General features: G+C 41.6%; 18 protein-coding genes. 16 read left to right on the top strand and 2 right to left on the bottom strand.

The genetic code is table 11. The features are described from left to right. The first annotated feature begins 57 nt into the window (after positions 1–57). The 5 genes from arcA (at position 58) to QM968_RS02990 (ending at position 6,407) form a co-directional block, all read left to right on the top strand. Complete coding sequence (arcA, locus tag QM968_RS03010; RefSeq protein ID WP_009732527.1) at positions 58–1,287, top strand: arginine deiminase; 1,230 nt, start codon at positions 58–60, stop codon at positions 1,285–1,287. An 84-nt stretch (positions 1,288–1,371) separates the two neighbouring features. After that, entirely contained in the window at positions 1,372–2,388 is a 1,017-nt protein-coding gene (gene argF, locus QM968_RS03005; RefSeq protein ID WP_049472137.1) for an ornithine carbamoyltransferase, read from the top strand. A gap of 85 nt (positions 2,389–2,473) precedes the next feature. After that, positions 2,474–3,418 carry a carbamate kinase gene (gene arcC, locus QM968_RS03000; protein WP_009732529.1) on the top strand — a complete coding sequence of 315 codons (945 nt, stop codon included), beginning with the start codon at positions 2,474–2,476 and terminating at the stop codon, positions 3,416–3,418. A 125-nt stretch (positions 3,419–3,543) separates the two neighbouring features. Then, positions 3,544–5,055, top strand: a complete 1,512-nt coding sequence (locus QM968_RS02995) for a YfcC family protein (protein WP_414382133.1) — start codon at positions 3,544–3,546, stop codon at positions 5,053–5,055. A gap of 17 nt (positions 5,056–5,072) precedes the next feature. Then, positions 5,073–6,407: a dipeptidase gene (locus QM968_RS02990; protein ID WP_414382130.1), complete on the top strand. Its 1,335-nt coding sequence runs from the start codon at positions 5,073–5,075 to the stop codon at positions 6,405–6,407. Positions 6,408–6,436: 29 nt separating this feature from the next. Here the strand turns inward: QM968_RS02990 and QM968_RS02985 are convergent, their stop codons facing one another. Together QM968_RS02985 and queA are read right to left on the bottom strand one after the other, a co-directional pair. Beyond that, the gene (locus QM968_RS02985; RefSeq protein ID WP_009732532.1) at positions 6,437–6,907 is read right to left on the bottom strand and encodes an arginine repressor; all 471 of its coding nucleotides are present in this window, start codon (positions 6,905–6,907) and stop codon (positions 6,437–6,439) included. Between the two features lie 11 nt (positions 6,908–6,918). After that, the gene (gene queA, locus QM968_RS02980; protein WP_414382128.1) at positions 6,919–7,947 is read right to left on the bottom strand and encodes a tRNA preQ1(34) S-adenosylmethionine ribosyltransferase-isomerase QueA; all 1,029 of its coding nucleotides are present in this window, start codon (positions 7,945–7,947) and stop codon (positions 6,919–6,921) included. Positions 7,948–8,254: 307 nt separating this feature from the next. Between queA and QM968_RS02975 the strand changes: the two genes are divergently transcribed. The 11 genes from QM968_RS02975 (at position 8,255) to alaS (ending at position 21,188) form a co-directional block, all read left to right on the top strand. Further along, positions 8,255–8,962, top strand: a complete 708-nt coding sequence (locus tag QM968_RS02975; RefSeq protein WP_009732534.1) for a glucosamine-6-phosphate deaminase — start codon at positions 8,255–8,257, stop codon at positions 8,960–8,962. Positions 8,963–9,150: 188 nt separating this feature from the next. Then, positions 9,151–10,497, top strand: a complete 1,347-nt coding sequence (locus QM968_RS02970; RefSeq protein WP_414382125.1) for a DUF1958 domain-containing protein — start codon at positions 9,151–9,153, stop codon at positions 10,495–10,497. Positions 10,498–10,568: 71 nt separating this feature from the next. Then, complete coding sequence (locus tag QM968_RS02965; RefSeq protein WP_414382122.1) at positions 10,569–11,741, top strand: MFS transporter; 1,173 nt, start codon at positions 10,569–10,571, stop codon at positions 11,739–11,741. Positions 11,742–11,908: 167 nt separating this feature from the next. Next, positions 11,909–12,484, top strand: coding sequence for a hypothetical protein (locus tag QM968_RS02960; RefSeq protein ID WP_009732537.1), 576 nt, complete (start codon positions 11,909–11,911; stop codon positions 12,482–12,484). Positions 12,485–12,559: 75 nt separating this feature from the next. Continuing rightward, positions 12,560–13,510 (top strand): competence protein CoiA family protein, encoded by a 951-nt coding sequence (locus tag QM968_RS02955; RefSeq protein WP_009732538.1) that lies wholly within the window; start codon positions 12,560–12,562, stop codon positions 13,508–13,510. A 312-nt stretch (positions 13,511–13,822) separates the two neighbouring features. Continuing rightward, entirely contained in the window at positions 13,823–14,005 is a 183-nt protein-coding gene (locus tag QM968_RS02950) for a hypothetical protein (RefSeq protein ID WP_009732539.1), read from the top strand. 263 nt (positions 14,006–14,268) lie between these two features. Beyond that, a complete protein-coding gene (pepF, locus tag QM968_RS02945; RefSeq protein WP_009732540.1) occupies positions 14,269–16,071 on the top strand; it encodes an oligoendopeptidase F in 1,803 nt (600 codons plus the stop codon). A gap of 1 nt (position 16,072) precedes the next feature. Continuing rightward, positions 16,073–16,792: an O-methyltransferase gene (locus QM968_RS02940; RefSeq protein WP_009732541.1), complete on the top strand. Its 720-nt coding sequence runs from the start codon at positions 16,073–16,075 to the stop codon at positions 16,790–16,792. A gap of 69 nt (positions 16,793–16,861) precedes the next feature. Then, the gene (gene prsA / locus QM968_RS02935; protein ID WP_414382117.1) at positions 16,862–17,806 is read left to right on the top strand and encodes a peptidylprolyl isomerase PrsA; all 945 of its coding nucleotides are present in this window, start codon (positions 16,862–16,864) and stop codon (positions 17,804–17,806) included. Between the two features lie 253 nt (positions 17,807–18,059). Beyond that, positions 18,060–18,545, top strand: a complete 486-nt coding sequence (locus QM968_RS02930) for an LURP-one-related/scramblase family protein (RefSeq protein ID WP_414382114.1) — start codon at positions 18,060–18,062, stop codon at positions 18,543–18,545. Positions 18,546–18,569: 24 nt separating this feature from the next. Next, a complete protein-coding gene (alaS, locus tag QM968_RS02925; RefSeq protein WP_414382111.1) occupies positions 18,570–21,188 on the top strand; it encodes an alanine--tRNA ligase in 2,619 nt (872 codons plus the stop codon). Positions 21,189–21,192: the final 4 nt, after the last annotated feature.

Here is a 21,192-nt window from a genome sequence, read left to right as displayed (position 1 = left end):
TAAAACCTGTAAACGGGATTAGGTAACACTAAACCGCAAGAAAAAGGAGGACTATAGATGTCTACACACCCAATTCATGTTTTCTCAGAAATTGGAAAACTGAAAAAAGTTTGTTTGCACCGTCCAGGTAAAGAGTTGGAAAACTTGATGCCTGACTATCTTGAACGTCTTCTTTTTGATGATATTCCATTCTTGGAAGATGCTCAAAAAGAACACGACGCATTTGCTGAAGCACTTCGTAACGAAGGTATCGAAGTACTTTATCTTGAACAGCTAGCTGCTGAGTCATTGACTTCTCCAGAAATTCGCGATCAATTCATCGAAGAATACCTTGAAGAAGCGAACATTCGTGGACGCCAAACAAAAGTTGCGATCCGTGAATTGCTTCACAGCATTGAAGACAACCAAGAATTGGTTGAAAAAACAATGGCAGGGGTACAAAAAGCTGAACTTCCAGAAATTCCTGAAGAAGCAAAAGGATTGACAGACCTTGTTGAATCTGACTATCCATTCGCTATCGACCCAATGCCAAACTTGTACTTCACACGTGACCCATTTGCGACAATTGGTAATGCAGTATCATTGAACCACATGTACGCAGATACACGTAACCGTGAAACTTTGTATGGTAAATACATCTTCAAATACCACCCAGTTTACGGTGGAAAAGTTGAACTTGTCTACAACCGTGAAGAAGATACTCGTATCGAAGGTGGAGATGAGTTGGTACTTTCTAAAGATGTATTGGCAGTTGGTATCTCACAACGTACAGATGCTGCATCAATCGAAAAATTGTTGGTAAACATCTTCAAGAAGAACGTTGGCTTCAAAAAAGTATTGGCCTTCGAATTTGCTAACAACCGTAAATTCATGCACTTGGATACAGTATTCACAATGGTGGACTACGATAAATTCACAATCCACCCAGAAATCCAAGGTAACCTTCGCGTCTTCTCTGTAACTTACGAAAACGAACAATTGAAGATCGTTGAAGAAAAAGGTGATTTGGCTGAATTGCTTGCTGAAAACCTTGGTGTTGAAAAAGTTACATTGATTCCATGTGGAGATGGCAACATCGTTGCTGCTGCGCGTGAACAATGGAATGACGGATCAAATACTCTTACAATCGCACCTGGTGTGGTAGTCGTATACGACCGTAACACTGTTACCAACAAGAAATTAGAAGAATACGGCCTTCGTTTGATCAAGATCCGCGGAAGTGAATTGGTTCGCGGTCGTGGTGGACCTCGTTGTATGTCAATGCCGTTTGAACGTGAAGAAATCTAATGTAGGAGATCGCGAGCTGGTCTTAGTGTATCAGCTCTGCCTTCTTACTCATCAATACTAGAAAGAAAATAGGAGACAATTAGAATGACAAATTCAGTGTTCCAAGGACGTAGCTTCTTGGCAGAAAAAGACTTTACACGTGCAGAGTTAGAATACCTTATCGGACTTTCAGCTCACTTGAAAGACCTTAAAAAACGCAACATCCAACACCACTATCTAGCTGGTAAAAACATTGCGCTTTTGTTTGAAAAAACTTCAACTCGTACTCGTGCTGCCTTCACTACTGCAGCCATCGACCTTGGTGCTCACCCAGAATACCTTGGTGCAAACGACATCCAACTTGGTAAAAAAGAATCTACAGAAGATACTGCTAAAGTTCTTGGACGTATGTTTGACGGTATTGAATTCCGTGGTTTCAGCCAACGTATGGTTGAAGAATTGGCTGAATTCTCAGGTGTTCCAGTATGGAATGGTTTGACTGATGAATGGCACCCAACACAAATGCTTGCAGACTACTTGACTGTTCAAGAAAACTTTGGACGCCTTGAAGGTTTGACACTTGTGTACTGTGGTGACGGACGTAACAACGTTGCAAACAGCCTTCTTGTAACAGGTGCTATCCTTGGTGTGAACGTACACATCTTCTCACCAAAAGAACTCTTCCCAGAACAAGAAATTGTTGAATTGGCAGAAGGATTCGCAAAAGAAAGTGGTGCTCATATCTTGATCACTGAAGATGCTGACGAAGCTGTGAAAGGTGCAGATGTACTTTACACTGACGTTTGGGTATCTATGGGTGAAGAAGACAAATTTGCAGAACGCGTTGCCCTTTTGAAACCTTACCAAGTAAACATGGAATTGGTTAAGAAAGCTGATAACGAAGACTTGATCTTCTTGCACTGCTTGCCAGCTTTCCACGACACAAACACTGTTTATGGTAAAGATGTTGCTGAAAAATTCGGCGTAGAAGAAATGGAAGTTACTGACGAAGTGTTCCGCAGCAAATATGCTCGTCACTTTGACCAAGCTGAAAACCGTATGCACACTATCAAAGCGGTGATGGCAGCAACTCTTGGTAACTTGTACATTCCAAAAGTTTAAGACTTTATAACCGTATACCAACAGCTATAGGGGCTGGACTGCTAGCTTTAGTCCTGCCCCTATTTTTTATAGAAAGGGAAAACACATGTCTAGAAAAATCGTCGTTGCTTTGGGAGGAAATGCCATTCTCTCATCTGATCCTTCTGCAAAAGCTCAACAAGAAGCACTTGTAGAAACAGCAAAACACTTAGTAAAATTAATCAAAAATGGGGATGACTTGATCATCACTCACGGAAATGGTCCTCAAGTAGGAAACCTCTTGCTCCAACACTTGGCAGCAAACTCTGAAAAGAACCCAGCTTTCCCATTGGATTCATTAGTTGCTATGACCGAAGGAAGCATTGGCTACTGGCTTCAAAATGCTCTTCAAAATGCTCTTCTTGAAGAAGGAATTGAAAAAGACGTGGCTTCAGTTGTAACACAAGTCGTAGTGGATAAGAACGACCCAGCCTTCGTTAACCTCAGCAAACCAATCGGTCCATTCTACTCAGAAGAAGAAGCGAAAGCAGAAGCTGAAAAATCTGGAGCAACCTTCAAAGAAGATGCTGGTCGTGGCTGGCGTAAAGTTGTGGCTTCACCAAAACCAGTGGATATCAAAGAAATTAATACTATCCGTACCTTGTTGAACGACGGTCAAGTCGTTGTCGCTGCTGGAGGTGGCGGTATCCCAGTTGTGAAAGAAGCAAATGGTAGCTTGACTGGTGTTGAAGCCGTTATCGATAAAGACTTTGCATCTCAACGTTTGGCTGAATTAGTAGAAGCAGACCTCTTCATCGTTTTGACTGGTGTAGACTATGTCTTTGTGAACTACAACAAACCAGACCAAGAAAAATTGGAACATGTGAATGTCGCTCAATTGGAAGAGTACATCAAACAAGATCAATTTGCACCAGGAAGCATGCTTCCTAAAGTAGAAGCTGCCATCGCTTTTGTAAACGGTCGTCCAGAAGGAAAAGCAGTCATCACTTCACTTGAAAACCTTGGTGCTTTGATTGAGTCTGAAAGCGGAACAATCATCCAAAAAGACTAATGAAAGATTAGGAAAAAACTAGTATTTTAAAGCTTATTGTGATAGAATAAACCTATAGGTAAGCGTTTTACAAGGGAAACCTTGTAAGATATCACTCACACTTTGTTGCGTTAGGAGGAAGACAAATGAGTGAAAAAAAGAAAAAAGGATTTAAGATGCCTTCATCTTTTTCCGTGTTGTTAATCATCATTGCCATTATGGCAGTGTTAACTTGGATTATTCCAGCTGGTCAATACAAGGTTGACGATGGTGGTGCCATCATCGCAGGTAGTTATGAAGCTGTGAAACAAAATCCTCAAGGGATTTGGGACGTCTTGATGGCCCCAATCAATGCCATGCTTGGTAAAGCACCAACCAGTGCAGCGATTGACGTTGCCTTCTTTATCTTGATGGTCGGTGGTTTCCTTGGTGTTGTGAACGAAACAGGTACCCTTGATGTAGGGATTGCTTCAATTGTTCGCAAATACAAAGGCCGCGAAAAAATGTTGATCTTGATCTTGATGCCATTGTTTGCCCTTGGTGGGACAACTTATGGTATGGGTGAAGAAACCATGGCCTTCTATCCACTTCTTGTACCAGTTATGATGTCCGTTGGTTTTGACAGCTTGACAGGGGTAGCCATTATCCTCTTAGGATCACAAATCGGATGTTTGGCCTCAACCTTGAACCCATTTGCGACAGTTATCGCTTCTGATACTGCAGGTATCTCAAGTGCCTCTGGTCTCTTACTTCGTGTGATCTTCTGGATCGTTTTGACAGGACTTAGCACATATTACGTATACCGTTATGCAGACAAGGTTCAAAAAGATCCTACAGCATCCCTTACATATGCAACTCGTGAAGAAGATTTGAAACACTTCAACGTAGAAAGTGGCGAAGAAATTCCTTCACAAATGAACAAGAAACAAAAACGTGTCTTGCTCGTCTTCATTTCAACGTTCGTCATCATGGTTGCAGGATTTATCCCATTCAAAGATTTGGGTATTACATTCTTTGACAGCTTTAACGAATCTCTCCATAAAGTTCCTTACCTTGGTCAATTGATCGGTAATACAGATGCTCTTGGTACTTGGTACTTCCCTCAAACAGCTATGCTCTTTGCCTTCATGGGAATCCTTGTTGGTATCATTTATGGCTTGAAAGAAGATAAAATTATTTCATCCTTTATGAATGGTGCAGCTGACCTCTTGAGTGTTGCTCTTATCGTAGCAGTAGCACGTGGTATCCAAGTCATCATGAACGACGGTATGATTACTGCAACAATTCTTCACTGGGGTGAAGAAGGACTGAAAGGTCTTTCATCTCAATTGTTCATTGTCTTGACTTACATTTTCTACTTGCCAATGTCATTCTTGATCCCATCATCATCTGGTCTTGCCAGCGCAACAATGGGTATCATGGCACCTCTTGGTAAATTCGTCAATGTACCAGGTAGCTTGATTGTCACAGCTTACCAATCTGCATCTGGTGTCTTGAACTTGATCGCACCAACTTCAGGTATCGTAATGGGAGCTCTTGCTCTTGGACGTGTTGACTTGAGTGCATGGTGGAAATTCATGGGTAAATTGGTCGTAGCGATTGTTGTGATTACTATTGCCCTTCTTCTACTAGGAACTGTGGTTCCATTCTTGCAATAGAATAAAGTAGGTGTTTCATGAAAAATAGAATAAAAGACGATGTAAAAGAGCAGTTTTTAAACTCTCTTCAAACCATCATTTCTTACCCTTCTGTATTAAATGAAGGGGAAAATGGAACACCGTTTGGACAAGCTATCCAAGATGTCCTAGAAAAAACCTTAGAGCTTGCTCAAGAATTAGGTTTTCAAACCTATATAGATCCTGAAGGATACTATGGATATGCAGAGATCGGTCAGGGGGAAGAACTCCTGGCCGTTCTTTGTCACTTGGATGTTGTTCCAGCCGGTGATCTAAAAGATTGGCAAACGCCACCCTTTGAAGCGACCATTGTCGGGGATTATTTAGTAGGTCGTGGTGTGCAGGATGATAAGGGGCCGTCACTCGCTGCCCTCTATGCAGTTAAGAGTTTGCTGGATGATGGCATTCAGTTTACCAAACGAATCCGCTTTATCTTTGGGACGGATGAAGAAACCTTGTGGCGCTGTATGAACCGCTACAATCAAATTGAAGAACAAGCAGATCTTGGGTTTGCGCCAGATTCTTCTTTCCCATTAACCTATGCTGAAAAAGGCTTGTTACAAGTGAAATTGCATGGCCCAGGTTGGGATGATCTTCCTTTACAGGCTGGTCAGGCCCTCAATGTTGTTCCAGATAAAGCGACCTATGCAGGTCATCGTTTAGAAGAATTACTTCCTGTTTTGGATCAAAGTGGGGTTCAGTATAGCCAAACAGAAGATTCGGTAACGGTTATGGGTGTTTCCAAGCACTCTAAAGATGCAGCCGAAGGAGTGAATGCCATTGTCGGTTTAGCGGAAAGTCTGTCCCTCATCCAACCCCACCCAGCCTTGCTCTTTATTGCAGATGCTGTTGGTGAGGATGCAACTGGAGAAGCCCTATTTGGAAAAATTACAGATGAACCAAGTGGGGATCTTTCCTTCAATCTTGCGACCCTTGTGATCGATCAAGAGCAATCGGAAATCGGAATTGATATTCGAATTCCAGTCCTAGCAGATAAGGAGAATTTAGTGGCTCGTCTGCAAGAAATTGCGGCTAGCTATCAGTTAGAGTATGAAGAATTTGACTATTTGGCTCCTTTATATGTACCGCTAGATAGTCCTTTAGTCAGCTCTTTGATGGCCGTTTACCAGGAAGAAACTGAGGATAGGACACCAGCCATGTCTTCAGGTGGTGCGACATTTGCGCGGACTATGGAAAACTGTGTAGCTTTCGGCGCTCTTTTCCCAGGTGCAGAACAGACCGAGCACCAGGCCAATGAACGAGCAAAAATTGACGATCTCTACGCTGCGATGGAAATCTATCGAGAAGCCATTCAGCGCCTAGCGACAAAATAAAAAGTTTGGAAACTAAGTTTCCAAACTTTTTATTTGCTAAAGAAGAAGGGTGGGGTGAATTCTTTTAATTTTTCAAAGCAATCCAAAGCTCCTTGGTTGTCTTCACAGATGACCAAGCAGACATCGTCCCCACAGATAGTAGCTACAATTTGATCCAGTTCCAGTGCATCTAAGATAGCTCCAAAGGATTGGGCAAGCCCTGGAAGAGTTTTTACAACGACCTGGTTTTGAACGGGCCGCAACATGACTAAGGCATCTTCCATATACATCCGCAGGCGCTTTTCCCAACGGGAAGGAGCGATGGTGTTCATGGCATAGTAGGAACTATCCCCCTCGTTAATTTTCACTAGATTCAAGGATTTAACATCCCGTGAAAGGGTGGATTGGGTCACGAGAACCCCATTGGCTTCAAGGGCTTCTTGGAGTTCTTGTTGGGTATGAATCCTACGCTCAGAAATAATAGAGCGGATCAAGCGGTGGCGGCTTTCAATTTTATTCATGAGAGACTCCTTTACTTGATGAACATAGCATCCCCAAAGCTGAAGAAGCGGTACCGTTCCTGAATAGCATGGTGGTATGCTTCTAAGGTTAATTCACGGCCAGCAAAGGCAGAAACCAACATGACTAAAGTTGATTTTGGAAGGTGGAAGTTGGTCGAAAAGGCATCGACTATTTTCCATTCATAACCCGGTTTAATGAAAATATTGGTCCAGCCAGAATCGGCTTGGATATCACCTGCAAATTTATTTCCGATCGTTTCAAGCGTCCGGATAGAAGTTGTTCCAACAGCTACGATGCGTTTCCCTGCAGCTTTTACTTGACGAAGGGTCGCAGCAGCCTCTTCTGAAAGTTGGTAAAATTCAGAGTGCATCTCATGGTCTTCGAGATTGTCCACTGATACTGGACGGAAGGTACCAAGCCCTACATGAAGGGTCAAGTAAACAAGATGAACACCCTTTGCTTCAATCTTTTGGAGCAATTCTTGGGTGAAATGTAGGCCTGCTGTTGGGGCTGCAGCAGAACCGTTTTCTTTAGCATAAACGGTTTGGTAGCGTTCGCGGTCAGCAAGCTTTTCGTGAATATAGGGAGGGAGTGGCATTTCGCCAAGACTTTCCAAGACTTCTAAAAAGATGCCTTGATAGTGGAAGCGAACGATACGGCCTCCGTGTTCCAATTCTTCCTCGACAGTGGCAGTCAATCGACCATCTCCGAAGCTCACTGAAGCCCCTACTTTTAATCGTTTAGCAGGCTTTGCTAAGACTTCCCAACAGTCATCTTGGGTATTTTTGAGGAGAAGGAATTCGACGTGACCACCTGTTTCTGGCTTGACGCCGTGAAGACGGGCAGGCAGTACGCGCGTATTGTTCATGACAAGAGCATCTCCTGGCTCCAATTCATCCAAAATTGCATCAAAATGACGATCTTGGAATTGCCCTGTTTTTCGATCCAGGATCAAGAGTTTAGAGGCATCTCGTTTTTCAAGAGGGGTTTGGGCAATCAGTTCTTCAGGCAAATCAAAGTCAAAGTCGTTGGTATTCATTTGCGCTCCTTTTATAATAAATTTGTGAGTAGATAGATGGTTGTCCCGATAGCTAAAAGCATCAGGACAGTTCCCATCAAAAAGATCAGGACCTTGAGAATCTTTCTTTGGTGAATCAAGAAAGATAAGAGAAAGACAAGGAGTCCGATCAAAAAAATGATGAATAATATTGATACAATCATACCTTTCATTATATCACGAATCGACTTGAAAATGAAAAAAATGCCAGAAAAAGATAGCGGTGTCACTTGACAAAAATTGGTCTATACCATATAATAAAAGCATAGAGAAATAGGAGGTCTATCCAATGAAAATTATTGAAGTAAAGGACCAAATTGAGGGTGGAAAAGTTGCCTTTGATATATTGAAAGAAACTTTACAGGAAGGTGCGCAAACCTTAGGTCTTGCGACTGGAAGCAGTCCCCTTGAGTTTTATAAACAAATTCGTGAAAGTAATTTGGATCTTTCTAATCTAATCAGTGTGAACTTAGATGAATACGTAGGCTTGACAGGAGATGATCCTCAATCTTATCGGTATTTCATGGAGAAACATCTCTTTGATGCCAAACCATTCAAAGAAAGCTATCTCCCATCTGGTGTAGAAGAATCTGCCGATCAAGAAGTGATCCGTTATAACAAAATACTCGAAGACCATCCAGTAGACCTTCAAATATTGGGAATCGGACGAAATGGGCATATCGGTTTTAATGAGCCAGGAACATCCTTTGATAGTCAGACCCACTTAGTTCAGTTGGATGACTCTACCATTGAGGCCAATTCTCGTTTCTTTGATAAGATCGAAGATGTACCAACTCAAGCCATTTCGATGGGGATTGCCAATATCTTAGCTGCGAAATCAATTGTCTTGTTTGCCTATGGGGAATCGAAAGCCCAAGCGATCAAAGGTACGGTAGAGGGTGAAAGGACAGAAAAAGTGCCAGCTAGTGCCCTTCAAGGCCATCCAAATGTGACCATTATTGCGGATAAGGAAGCTTTGAGCTTGTTAAGTCGATAAAAAACAGGACCTATCGCCGATTTATTCGGGCCAGATAGGTTTTTTTCTGCTTCAAAGTATGGTACAATACAAGTAATTATCTGCTGGGATTAGCTCTTTTCATCTACTGGGAGACAAGAGAAAAGAGCATGAGGGCTAGAAGCTTGTTTCAACCTCCAGCTGATTAGTCTGTTATAAAGGAAAAGTTTATGATAAAAAAATATTTGATGTCTATTTGCCTCCTTCTGAGTCTCTTATGCCAGCCAATTCTAGCTAGTGCGGATGAGTTGGTGGATATGGCGCAAAAGATGTATCCAAATGACAATGTCCAAGCCATTAACCGTCCACATTCTTCGCTCATTATTGACGGCAATACGGGAAATGTTCTTTGGAAAGACAATATCGATGAAGTCAGAGATCCGGCCAGCATGAGTAAGCTCATGACGCTCTATCTCTTGTTTGAAGATATGGCAAATGGCAAGATCAGTAAAGATACAGTGATCAAGGCGACCGCTTCAGATCAAGCGATCGGTAAGATCTATGAGATCTCAAATAATAATATTGTTGCTGGAGTAGACTATACCATTCCTGAGTTGATTACCATGACAGTGGTTCCATCCTCAAATGTATCGACCCTTATGTTGGCCAATCTCATGTCCAACAATGATCCAGATGCTTTTATTGAGCGCATGAATGCCAAGGCTAAGGAATTGGGGATGACCAATACGGTCTGGAATAACCCGAGTGGGGCGGCCATCTCCACCTTGCAAGGCTATTATCAGGTAAACAATTATCCAAATGATGCGGCCAACCAGACAACTGCGCGTGATTTAGGGATTTTGGTCTATCATTTTATCAATCAATACCCAGATATTTTAAACTATACCAATCAAGCTCAAGTCACGGTCAAAAAAGGAACTCCGTATGAGGAAACCTTTGATACCTACAATTATTCATTGCCAGGAGCCAAGTATGCTTTGAAAGGTGTGGATGGTTTAAAAACTGGATCAAGTCCTCGTGGAGCTTTCAACTATATCGCGACCATCAAACGGGGCAATCAGCGCTTAATTGCTGTGATCATGGGGGTTGGAGATTGGGCAGACCAAGATGGGGAATACTACCGTCACCCATTTGGGAATGCCTTGATCGAAAAAGCCTATAAAGATTTTGGCTATAAGAAATTATTGGATTCTGGTGTCCAGCAGATTGATGGCAAGACCTATACACTCGAAAAACCATTCTATGCAACGGTGAAAAAGGGAGCTAAAGAGCCCACACTTGCAGTAAAAGATGGGGATTTGACAGTGGATAATGGTCTCTATACTCTGTCTGAAGGAATCCGAGATGATATGAAGGTGGAAGAAGGGGCCAAGCCAGAGCTTGTCAAAGAAACAGAAAGTGGAAAAAAGACGACTGCCAAGCAAAGTAAATGGCTTTCGCTAGATCACTTCCTGATTTTGATTCCGATTCTCATTCTTGTCATCATTCTCTCGATTGAAAAACAAAGTCGAGATCGACGCAAAAGAGACGCCCAAAAGCGCTATTATAAAGATTAAGAATAAAACCTAACTGATTGTCGGTTGGGTTTTGTCATTGTTCCATTAGGATACTTTTAGAAAGGATGTAAATGAAAAAATTCCGTAATTCTTATGCAGCTTATATGCTACTCTATAGTTTTTATTTTATGTCTACCTCCCTCTTTACGACCTTAATTTCTGTCTATTTGATGGGGAAACACTATAGTGCCACCCAAGTATCGACCCTGGTATCTGTTGCCTTTTTCTTATCCATGGTAGCCCAACCCTTCTTTGGGTATATCAATGAACGATTTGGAATCGTAAAAATGACAACCCTCAGTCTGAGCATTATCATAGGTGGAGTCTTAGGTTTTCTTTGGGCTCCCAATCTCTTTTGGCTGACAGTTTTTTATGGAATCGTTCTAGTCTGTTTGAATGGAACAGCTCCCATGATGGAAGTTTTTGCAACGCAAAGTCCTTACGCTTTTGGGAAGATTCGCGTTTGGGGAACGATTGGCTACTCAGTTGGAGTACAAATAGCCGGCTGGGTCTATCATCAGTTTAGTCCCCAAGCAGTCTATTATACGGTCTTAATCACGATTGTCCTAAGTATTTTCTGTCTGAGTGCCGTTCGAATGAAGGAAAAAGAGACAGTTATAGAGAAGGAAAAAGAGACCGTTTCTATTTGGCCTCTTCTTCACAACGGTCCTTATCTCTTCTTTATTATTCTGATTGGCTTGGCTTCAGGGGTTGGTAATATCGGTCACACCTATATTCCTGAGTTGCTGATGGATAGTGGTCTACCGGTTCATATTGCCTCAACGGTTGTGGCTATCTCAGTTGTAGTAGAAGCTCCTTTGATCTTTTTCTCCGATCGATTCATGGACCACTGGCCTTTACGGGTTTTGATCGCTCTTCCAATCGGGATTATTTTCGCTCAATATGCCGTCTATGCTCTTCCAAGTTCTGTCTTCTTAAAAGTGCTCCTGACACTCTTAGCCAAGCATACGACAGGCATGGTTTTGGTTATGGTTTCCTTACGGTTTATTGCCCAACAGGTGAAGGGGAAAGACTTGGTTCTTGCTATGGCTATTGTACAGGGGGCACGCTACCTAGGTACGATTCTATTACAACCACTGGCTGCACACTTTATTGAATACGGCGGCTATCAACTTATGAGCCTCTTTTTAGCAGGAGTAGTAGGAATCGTTTTTGTAATGACCTTTGCTTTAAAAATGCCCCAAGGAAGATCTCACAGCCTTTTTGGTGGCAATGTAGAATAATTTATTTGCTAGAATTGTACGACTAGCTACAGAGGAATTGGACAGAAATACTGATTTCATCGTGTTCTGTCCAATTTTTTTGATATTATCAAGAACTAGTAATTAATTTGACAATCAAAGTATTCGATGATAGAATGAGGTAAAATAAAAATAAAGGAGACCATTTTATGAAAAAAATGATCTTATCGACAGCTGCTCTTTTGACGATTGTTTCCCTAGCTGCTTGTTCAAATAAGCAAGAAACAAAGAAGGAAACTTCAAATAGTCAATCAACTACTAAAGTGACGAGCAAATCTGCCAACACTTCAAAAAGTAAGGATACTTCAACAGATTCAGAAGATACTTCATCTTCTAGTCTCTTAACAGATGCTGAAATCAGTAAAGCAAAAACAGTTGGAGACTTCAAAAAGTTGTTTGCAAAATTAATGGATCAATCTGTATCTATTACTGAAGAAGCAGGTGCTTCTGTGACGGGTTCTGCAAAAGAGCAATACGATGCAACGATTAGTGCCTTGAAGCAAGGATTGGAAAACCAAAAAGATATCTTTAATGAAGGATTGGAAAGCATCGGTTCAGATAGCACTGTTGTTCCTAAAGAAGATCGTGAAGCTTTGATCGAAAGCTTGAAAGATGCTCGAGAAGAGTTGGAAAGTACTCGTAAAGAAATGAAAGATATGCAGAAAGAATTGAGTAAATCTCCTGTTGCAGATGATGACAGTGATGATTCAGATTCTGACGAATAATAGCAAGAAAAGGTTGGAAATTTCCAGCCTTTTTCTTATTTTTTTTTCGAATGATATAGATGAGGAGGTGGGGCTATGTTTATTGCCATGGATAAGAATCAAAAGCGGTGGAATTGTCTGGAGGAGATCCCAGACGTCAGTAAAGGACCCTTCTATTGCTTAGCTTGTAACAGTCCAGTGCGTCTTAAAAATGGCACGGTGCTACGGGCTCATTTTGCCCATGTAGAGTTACAGCATTGTCCCTACCATCACGAAGCGGAGAGTTTGGAACACCTGGAATTAAAAGCTAGTCTTTATAACTGGGCCTCTAAGGAATCTAGAACAGAAGTCGAAAGTTATTTAGCAGATTTTCAACAAATTGCAGATCTCTTAGTAGTAGATAAGAAGTTAGCTTTGGAAGTACAGTGTAGCTCTTTATCTTTGGAGCGTTTGAAGGAGAGAAGTGATGCTTATCGATCCCATGGTTATCAGGTCTATTGGTTACTTGGTAAAAAGTTATGGCTCAAGGAAAGACTGACCAAACTACAGGCTGGTTTTCTATATTTTAGTCAGAATCGTGGGTTTCATCTTTGGGAATTGGATCTTTCAAAGAAAGAGCTACGTTTGCAATACCTCATCCATGAGGATTTACGAGGGCGATTGCATTATCAAACAGAAATTTTCCCTTTTGGTCAAAAGTCCTTACTTGAAGTTTTGCGTACCCCTTATCTTTCGCAACCCATGCAGCAAATGGCGGTCGTGCTGGATCGCACATTTTTAACCTATGTGCAGCAGCAGCTCTTTTACCGTCACCCAAAGTGGATGAGACTTCAAGAAGAACTCTATTTGCAGGGACACCATCTAATGGAATTGGGGCTGGATTTCTTTTATCCTCTTTGTCGTCCTATCCTTTCACAGAACTTGCTTCAAATTGAAGAGGATGTAGAAGATTACTACCAGCAGTTTATGACCTATTATCAGTCGCAAGGGATCCAACCTGTTCAGATCCTTTATCCCCCACGTTTTTATGCTCAGCAGAAAAGCTAACTTTCTAAGATAGAAATCCTCCCGAAATGTTCATTTTTATCAGAGATTGCTGAACTAATGGTAGCAACTGGAACCTTATTAACAGGGATCGCAAGTGTTATCATAGCAATAAAAAAAGAGCCAAAAGAACGCAAGCCACGCAAAGCAAAGCGGTTCAAGTAAGGCTCTGGTAGGCTGGGGCGAAAGCCCCTTAGACCTACCATGATTATATCATATCGAGCAAAAGAATGAAATATTTACCAATTTTCATAATCGTATTTTTTGTATTTCTTATGATTTTAAAAGGCAGACGGAAGTAAAGAGAGTGGTTAAATGAGAGAACAAATAGAAAAGTTATTAAATAGCGAAATAAGTACAACCGCAATTGCTAAAGGTGCAGACGTCCCTTGGTCTACAGTATCTGACCTTAGAAAAGGAAAAACTAGTATGGATAAAATGGCCTTGCTTACAGCTGAAAAATTATATGATTTTGCGGAAGAATTAGAAATAAAATAAATTTTCCATTTTGTCTGTTATAACGGCAATTTTTTTAGATTGTCTATTATAACGGACAAAATAAAAAAAGCCCTCGGGCTCGTTCTCTAGATTGTGCGGGCAATGAATACGATTTTGAATACGACTTTTTTCAATTATTGAAAAATGACGAAAACGATAATTTTCTAAAATACGCGTTTTTTAAACGTTTGAGAACGTATGGCGCAATAATGGAAACAGTTTTTGAAATATGCTAAAATAGTACCATTGGAGGATTAATCGAAATGGTAAAACAACGTAATGAAATTGATGAAAAATACCAATGGGATTTGTCGACAATTTTTGCGACAGATCAAGCTTGGGAAGAAGAAGCAGCTAGCTTAGCTGCAGATATTAAAGCAGCTAGCCACTATGCTGGCCATTTGTTGGATTCAGCGCAAACGCTTTTGGAGACAACCAATGCATATTTGGAATTGAGCCGTCGTTTAGAAAAGGTCTACGTCTATGCTCATATGAAAAATGACCAAGACACACGAGTGGCTAAATACCAAGAGTACCAATCAAAAGGGATGTCGCTTTATAGCTTGTTGGGTGAAACCTTTGCCTTCTATGAGCCTGAATTCATGGCCATTACAGATGAGCAGTACAAGGCTTTTGTGAGTGAGGTTCCAGCCTTGGAACAATATGGTCATTATTTTGATCGTTTGCTAGAGAAAAAAGAACATGTCTTGTCCCAAAAAGAGGAAGAATTACTTGCAGGAGCTGGTGAGATCTTTGCTGCTGGTGGGGAAACATTTGAAATTTTGGACAATGCAGATATTGTCTTTCCAACTGTGCATGATGACAAGGGTGAAGAAGTTCAATTAACACATGGGAACTATATTTCTTTGGTAGAGTCAAAAGATCGTGCCGTTCGTAAAGAAGCTTATGAAGGTCTCTACAAGGTCTATGAACAGTACCAACATACCTATGCAAAAACCTTGCAGACCAATGTAAAAGTTCACAACTTCAATGCCAAAGTTCGCAAATTCTCATCTGCCCGTGAAGCAGCCCTTTCTGATAACTTTGTACCAGAAAGTGTTTATGATAGCTTGGTAGCAGCTGTGAACAAACACTTGCCACTCTTGCAACGTTATGTGCAATTGCGCTCAAAAATTCTAGGAATCTCAGACTTGAAGATGTACGATATGTATACGCCATTATCCGATACAGACTACAAGTTTACTTATGAAGAATCATTGGCCAAAGCAGAAGAAGTCTTGGCTGTTTTGGGTGAGGATTATCTTTCTCGTGTGAAACGTGCCTTTAGCGAACGGTGGATCGACGTGCATGTCAACCAAGGAAAACGCTCAGGTGCCTATTCAGGTGGTTCTTATGATACCAATGCCTTTATGTTGTTGAACTGGCAAGATACATTGGATAACCTCTTCACCTTGGTACATGAAACTGGTCACAGTATGCATTCTAGCTACACCCGTGAAACCCAGCCGTATGTCTATGGAGACTACTCTATTTTCCTTGCTGAAATTGCCTCTACAACCAATGAAAATATCTTGACAGAACGTCTCCTAGAAGAAGTAGAAGACGATGCAACTCGTTTTGCTATTTTGAATCACTTCTTGGATGGCTTCCGTGGAACCGTCTTCCGTCAAACTCAGTTTGCCGAATTTGAGCATGCTATCCATAAAGCAGACCAAGAAGGTACCGTTTTGACTAGTGAATTCTTGAACAACCTCTATGCAGAACTCAATGAGAAATACTACGGTCTTTCAAAAGAAGACAACCCTGAAATCCAATATGAATGGGCTCGTATTCCTCACTTCTACTATAACTACTACGTTTTCCAATATTCAACAGGTTTTGCAGCAGCTTCAGCTCTAGCTGAAAAAATCGTTCATGGAACCCAAGAAGATCGTGACAAATATATCGACTACTTGAAGGCTGGAAACTCTGATTATCCACTAAATGTCATCCGCAAAGCAGGTGTGGATATGGAAAAAGAAGACTATTTGGACGCAGCCTTTGCAGTCTTTGAACGTCGTTTGAATGAATTTGAAGCCCTAGTAGAAAAATTAGGACTCGCATAAAATGGTAGAGTCTTATAGTAAAAATGCCAACCACAATATGCGTCGGCCAGTCGTTAAAGACGAGATCGTTGACTTTATGCGGACCCGTCAAAAGCCGGTAGCTGGTGCCCTGAAGGAATTAGAAGCATTCGCCCGCAAGGAAAATATTCCCATCATCCCGCATGAAACGGTAGCATACTTTAGACTACTCTTGCAAGCTTTACAACCAAAGAAAATCCTTGAAATTGGGACAGCAATTGGTTTTTCAGCTCTCTTAATGGCTGAACATGCTCCCAATGCACAAATTACCACTATTGATCGAAATGAAGAAATGATTGGTTTTGCTAAGGAAAATCTGGCTAAATACGATCAGAGAAAGCAAATCACCTTGCTTGAAGGAGATGCTGTAGATGTCTTACAGGATTTAACAGAGACCTATGACTTTGTCTTTATGGACTCAGCCAAGTCTAAATACATTGTCTTTTTGCCACGGATCCTCGAACTCTTAGAAGTTGGAGGAATTGTGGTACTGGATGATATTTTCCAAGGGGGAGATGTTGCCAAAGACATCATGGAAGTGCGTCGTGGGCAACGAACCATTTACCGGGGGCTTCAAAATCTCTTTAATGCGACTCTCAATCATCCAGATTTGACCGCTAGTTTGGTGCCACTTGGAGATGGTATTTTGATGATTCGTAAAAATGCAGAGACGGTAACCTTGCCAGATCCTAGCTCATTTTAGGCAATTTTAAGGTATTCTCTCTAATTTGTGGTAAAATAGAAGAAGTTTAAAAAGGAACGGAGAAATTTCATGAAGAAAAAACTTGTAGCAGGTGCTGTGACCTTGCTATCAGTCGTAACACTAGCAGCATGTGCCAATGGCACAAACAAAGATGTCGTGACCATGAAAGGGGACACGATCACAGTTTCTGATTTTTATGATGAAATCAAGAGCAACCAAGGAGCTCAACAAGTTCTTTTCCAAATGACCATCAATAAGGTCTTTGAAAAAGAATATGGCTCAAAAGTTTCTGATAAAGATGTTGAAAAAGAATTGGATAAACAAAAGAAACAATTGGGTAACCAATTCGATGCTTACTTGGCACAACAAGGATTGACGGAAGAAACAGCTAAGAAGCAAATCCGCAGCAATATGTTGTTAGAATATGCAGTCAACCAAGCTGCTAAGAAAGATATCAAAGAGTCAGACTATAAGACAGCTTTTGAATCTTACACTCCGGAAGTAACTGCACAAATTATCAAGTTGGATTCTGAAGATAAAGCAAAAGAAGTATTGGAAGCAGCTAAAGCGGAAGGTGCAGACTTTGCTCAAATCGCAAAAGAAAATTCAACAGATACCGCTACAAAAGACAAGGGTGGCGAAGTGACGTTCGATTCCGGAACAACAGATATCCCATCTCAAGTCAAAGAAGCTACCTTTAAGTTGGATGAAAATGGGATTTCAGACGTGATTACAGTTTCAGCAGGTCAAAACTATTCTGCTAGCTACTATATTGTCAAATTAAATAAGAAGACAGAAAAAGCTTCTGATTGGAAGACCTACGAAAAACGTCTGAAAGAGATCATTGTCGAAGGTCGTAAGCAAGATACCAACTACATCCGAAGTATCATTGCCAAAGCGATGACCAATGCCAATATCAAGGTTAAAGATGATGCATTTAAATCAACCTTTAACCAATATTTACAAAATATTGGTGTTGAAACAAGTGGTAGTAGCTCATCATCTAAAAAATAGTTGACGGTTCCCTATGGAACTTGTATAATGAAATAGTTGAGAATAAATCATTGTATATCGGAGTCAGAGAAGTGGCGGGGGTGCGAGCCATGGAAGAGAAATGATTTTGCTACTCGGCTGAGACAATTGCATACAAAATGAAGAATGACAAGTTCATTGAATGAAGGTGGTACCGCGGTTTTTCGCCCTTCGTTTAGTGGCTTGTCTTTTGTATATGGGCAGTTGTCTGGAGCTTTTTAAAGGAGATCAAAAGATGCGAACCTATCAAGTGAAACAAAAATTTCGATTGGGTGGCGAGCGGTTCGATATCAAAGATGAGTTGGGAAATGTTGAGTACCAGGTTGAGGGATCTTTTCTTAAGATTCCTAAGACTTTTACCATCTATGATAAGAATGGAGAAGTAGTCAGTCAGATCACTAAAAAACCAGTCAGTCTTCTTCCAAAGTTTGTGGTTGAGTTGAAAAAAGGGGATCGCTTTTTTATCCATAAAAGGTTGACGGTTTTTAGAGACAAATATGATATTGAAGATTTGGACCTTCGGGTACAAGGAAATATCTGGGATCTAGATTTTAAACTATTCGATGATCGGGATCAAATCGTCGCTGAGATTAGCAAAGAACTCTTTCATCTCACCTCGACCTATCAAGTATCGGTCTATGAGGACGAGTATGCGGATTTAGTTATCTCGCTTTGTGTCGCCATCGATTACGTCGAAATGTTGGAAACTGGCGCCAATTAATTAAATAAGAATTAGGAGAAAAATATGAAACAATTATCTAGTGCACAAGTCCGCCAAATGTGGCTTGATTTCTGGGCGACCAAAGGTCACTCAGTAGAACCATCAGTAAGTTTGGTTCCAGTAAACGATCCAACCCTATTGTGGATTAACTCAGGGGTTGCAACCCTTAAGAAATATTTTGACGGAACCATCATCCCTGAAAACCCACGGATTACCAATGCGCAAAAGGCTATCCGTACCAACGATATCGAAAACGTAGGGAAGACGGCTCGTCACCACACCATGTTTGAAATGTTGGGGAACTTCTCCATCGGGGATTACTTCCGTGATGAAGCCATTACTTGGGCTTATGAACTCTTGACAAGTCCTGAATGGTTTGACTTCCCGAAAGACAAACTTTACATGACTTACTATCCAGATGACACAGATTCATACAATCGCTGGATTGAAGTGGGAGTAGATCCAAGTCATTTGATCCCAATTGAAGACAACTTCTGGGAAATCGGTGCGGGACCTTCTGGACCTGATACAGAAATCTTCTTCGACCGCGGGGAAGCCTTTGACCCAGAAAATATCGGTCTTCGTCTGCTTGCAGAAGATATCGAAAACGACCGTTACATCGAAATCTGGAACATTGTCTTGTCACAATTTAACGCGGACCCTGCGGTACCTCGAAGCGAGTACAAGGAATTGCCTCACAAGAATATTGATACGGGTGCTGGTTTAGAGCGTTTGGTGGCGGTGATCCAAGGGGCGAAGACAAACTTTGAAACAGACCTCTTCATGCCAATCATTCGTGAAGTTGAGAAATTGTCTGGTAAGGTCTACGACCAAGATGGCGACAACATGAGCTTCAAGGTGATTGCAGACCATATCCGTTCGCTTTCATTTGCCATCGGTGATGGTGCGCTACCTGGAAATGAAGGTCGTGGTTATGTCCTTCGTCGTCTCCTCCGTCGTGCCTCTATGCATGGTCAAAAATTGGGTATCAATGAGCCTTTCCTTTACAAACTGGTTCCAACTGTTGGTAAAATCATGGAAAGCTACTACCCAGAAGTGCTTGAAAAACGTGACTTTATCGAAAAAATCGTCAAGAGCGAGGAAGAATCATTCGCTCGTACCCTTCACTCAGGTCAACACTTTGCTCAAGGTATCGTAGCAGACTTGAAAGAAAAGGGTCAAACGGTTATCGCTGGTCAAGATGTCTTCAAACTCTACGATACTTATGGATTCCCAGTAGAGTTGACGGAAGAAATCGCTGAAGAAGCAGGTATGACAGTCGACCGTGACGGTTTTGAAGCAGCTATGAAGGAACAACAAGAACGTGCGCGTGCGTCAGCTGTCAAAGGCGGATCCATGGGGATGCAAAATGAAACCCTTCAAAACATCACTGTAGAAAGTGTCTTCAACTACAACGCTAGCCAATTGCCTTCTAAGTTGGTGGCTATCGTAGCTGACAATGCAGAAGTAGAAGGCGTATCTGAAGGGACTGCCTCTCTGATCTTTGCAGAAACACCTTTCTACGCTGAAATGGGTGGACAGGTTGCTGACCACGGTCAAATCTTGGATGCTGCAGGAAACGTCGTAGCGACAGTAACAGATGTACAGAAAGCACCAAACGGACAACCACTTCATACTGTTGAAGTTCTTGCGCCACTTGCTTTGAACCAAGAATACACTTTGGCCATCGATAGCAATCGTCGTCATCGTGTCATGAAGAACCACACAGCCACTCACTTGCTTCATGCGGCTCTTCACAATATCCTTGGTCACCATGCAACTCAAGCAGGTTCACTTAATGAAGTAGAATTTCTTCGTTTTGACTTCACTCATTTCCAAGCGGTAACTCCTGAAGAATTGCGTGCTATTGAGCAAGAAGTCAATGAGAAGATCTGGGAAGCCATCGCTGTGGAAACAGTTGAGACAGATATTGACACAGCTAAAGAAATGGGAGCAATGGCCCTCTTTGGTGAGAAATACGGTAAAGAAGTCCGTGTTGTGACCATCGGTGATTACTCAGTCGAGCTTTGTGGTGGTACCCACGTTGGCAATACTTCTGAAATCGGTCTCTTTAAGATTGTTAAAGAAGAAGGAATTGGATCAGGAACTCGTCGTATCTTGGCAGTGACTGGTAAAGAAGCCTTCGAAGCTTACCGTGAACAAGAAGATGCCCTAAAAGCAGTCGCAGCAACCTTGAAAGCTCCTCAACTCAAAGAAGTCCCTCACAAGGTGGAAGGCCTTCAAGAGCAACTTCGTCAATTGCAAAAAGAAAATGCAGAATTGAAGGAAAAAGCAGCGGCTGCAGCAGCAGGTGATGTCTTCAAACATGTTCAAGAAGCAAATGGTCACAGCTTTATCGCAAGCCAAGTTTCTGTATCAGATGCAGGTGCCCTTCGTACCTTCGCAGATAACTGGAAACAAAAAGACTACTCTGATGTGCTTGTTCTTGTCGCAGCAATCGGTGACAAGGTCAATGTCCTTGTAGCCAGCAAGACAAAAGAGGTCCATGCAGGTAATGTCATTAAAGAATTGGCTCCAATCGTCGATGGACGTGGTGGTGGTAAACCAGACATGGCCATGGCAGGAGGAAGCAACCAAGCGAAAATCCAAGAATTGTTGGAAGCCGTATCAGGTAAATTGTAATAAA

This window comes from Streptococcus sp. OMI870 (assembly GCF_047460295.1).
GTDB lineage: Bacteria > Bacillota > Bacilli > Lactobacillales > Streptococcaceae > Streptococcus.
The sequence above is the reverse complement of the archived record's forward strand: the minus strand, read 5'-3'. Positions and strand labels throughout refer to the sequence as shown.

What these genes read in the sequence shown, in the direction of transcription:
- arcA (WP_009732527.1), top strand. Translation starts at nt 58, where the DNA reads ATGTCTACACACCCAATTCATGTTTTCTCAGAAATTGGAAAACTGAAA.
- argF (WP_049472137.1), top strand. Translation starts at nt 1,372, where the DNA reads ATGACAAATTCAGTGTTCCAAGGACGTAGCTTCTTGGCAGAAAAAGAC.
- arcC (WP_009732529.1), top strand. Translation starts at nt 2,474, where the DNA reads ATGTCTAGAAAAATCGTCGTTGCTTTGGGAGGAAATGCCATTCTCTCA.
- QM968_RS02995 (WP_414382133.1), top strand. Translation starts at nt 3,544, where the DNA reads ATGAGTGAAAAAAAGAAAAAAGGATTTAAGATGCCTTCATCTTTTTCC.
- QM968_RS02990 (WP_414382130.1), top strand. Translation starts at nt 5,073, where the DNA reads ATGAAAAATAGAATAAAAGACGATGTAAAAGAGCAGTTTTTAAACTCT.
- QM968_RS02985 (WP_009732532.1), bottom strand. Translation starts at nt 6,907, where the DNA reads ATGAATAAAATTGAAAGCCGCCACCGCTTGATCCGCTCTATTATTTCT.
- queA (WP_414382128.1), bottom strand. Translation starts at nt 7,947, where the DNA reads ATGAATACCAACGACTTTGACTTTGATTTGCCTGAAGAACTGATTGCC.
- QM968_RS02975 (WP_009732534.1), top strand. Translation starts at nt 8,255, where the DNA reads ATGAAAATTATTGAAGTAAAGGACCAAATTGAGGGTGGAAAAGTTGCC.
- QM968_RS02970 (WP_414382125.1), top strand. Translation starts at nt 9,151, where the DNA reads ATGATAAAAAAATATTTGATGTCTATTTGCCTCCTTCTGAGTCTCTTA.
- QM968_RS02965 (WP_414382122.1), top strand. Translation starts at nt 10,569, where the DNA reads ATGAAAAAATTCCGTAATTCTTATGCAGCTTATATGCTACTCTATAGT.
- QM968_RS02960 (WP_009732537.1), top strand. Translation starts at nt 11,909, where the DNA reads ATGAAAAAAATGATCTTATCGACAGCTGCTCTTTTGACGATTGTTTCC.
- QM968_RS02955 (WP_009732538.1), top strand. Translation starts at nt 12,560, where the DNA reads ATGTTTATTGCCATGGATAAGAATCAAAAGCGGTGGAATTGTCTGGAG.
- QM968_RS02950 (WP_009732539.1), top strand. Translation starts at nt 13,823, where the DNA reads ATGAGAGAACAAATAGAAAAGTTATTAAATAGCGAAATAAGTACAACC.
- pepF (WP_009732540.1), top strand. Translation starts at nt 14,269, where the DNA reads ATGGTAAAACAACGTAATGAAATTGATGAAAAATACCAATGGGATTTG.
- QM968_RS02940 (WP_009732541.1), top strand. Translation starts at nt 16,073, where the DNA reads ATGGTAGAGTCTTATAGTAAAAATGCCAACCACAATATGCGTCGGCCA.
- prsA (WP_414382117.1), top strand. Translation starts at nt 16,862, where the DNA reads ATGAAGAAAAAACTTGTAGCAGGTGCTGTGACCTTGCTATCAGTCGTA.
- QM968_RS02930 (WP_414382114.1), top strand. Translation starts at nt 18,060, where the DNA reads ATGCGAACCTATCAAGTGAAACAAAAATTTCGATTGGGTGGCGAGCGG.
- alaS (WP_414382111.1), top strand. Translation starts at nt 18,570, where the DNA reads ATGAAACAATTATCTAGTGCACAAGTCCGCCAAATGTGGCTTGATTTC.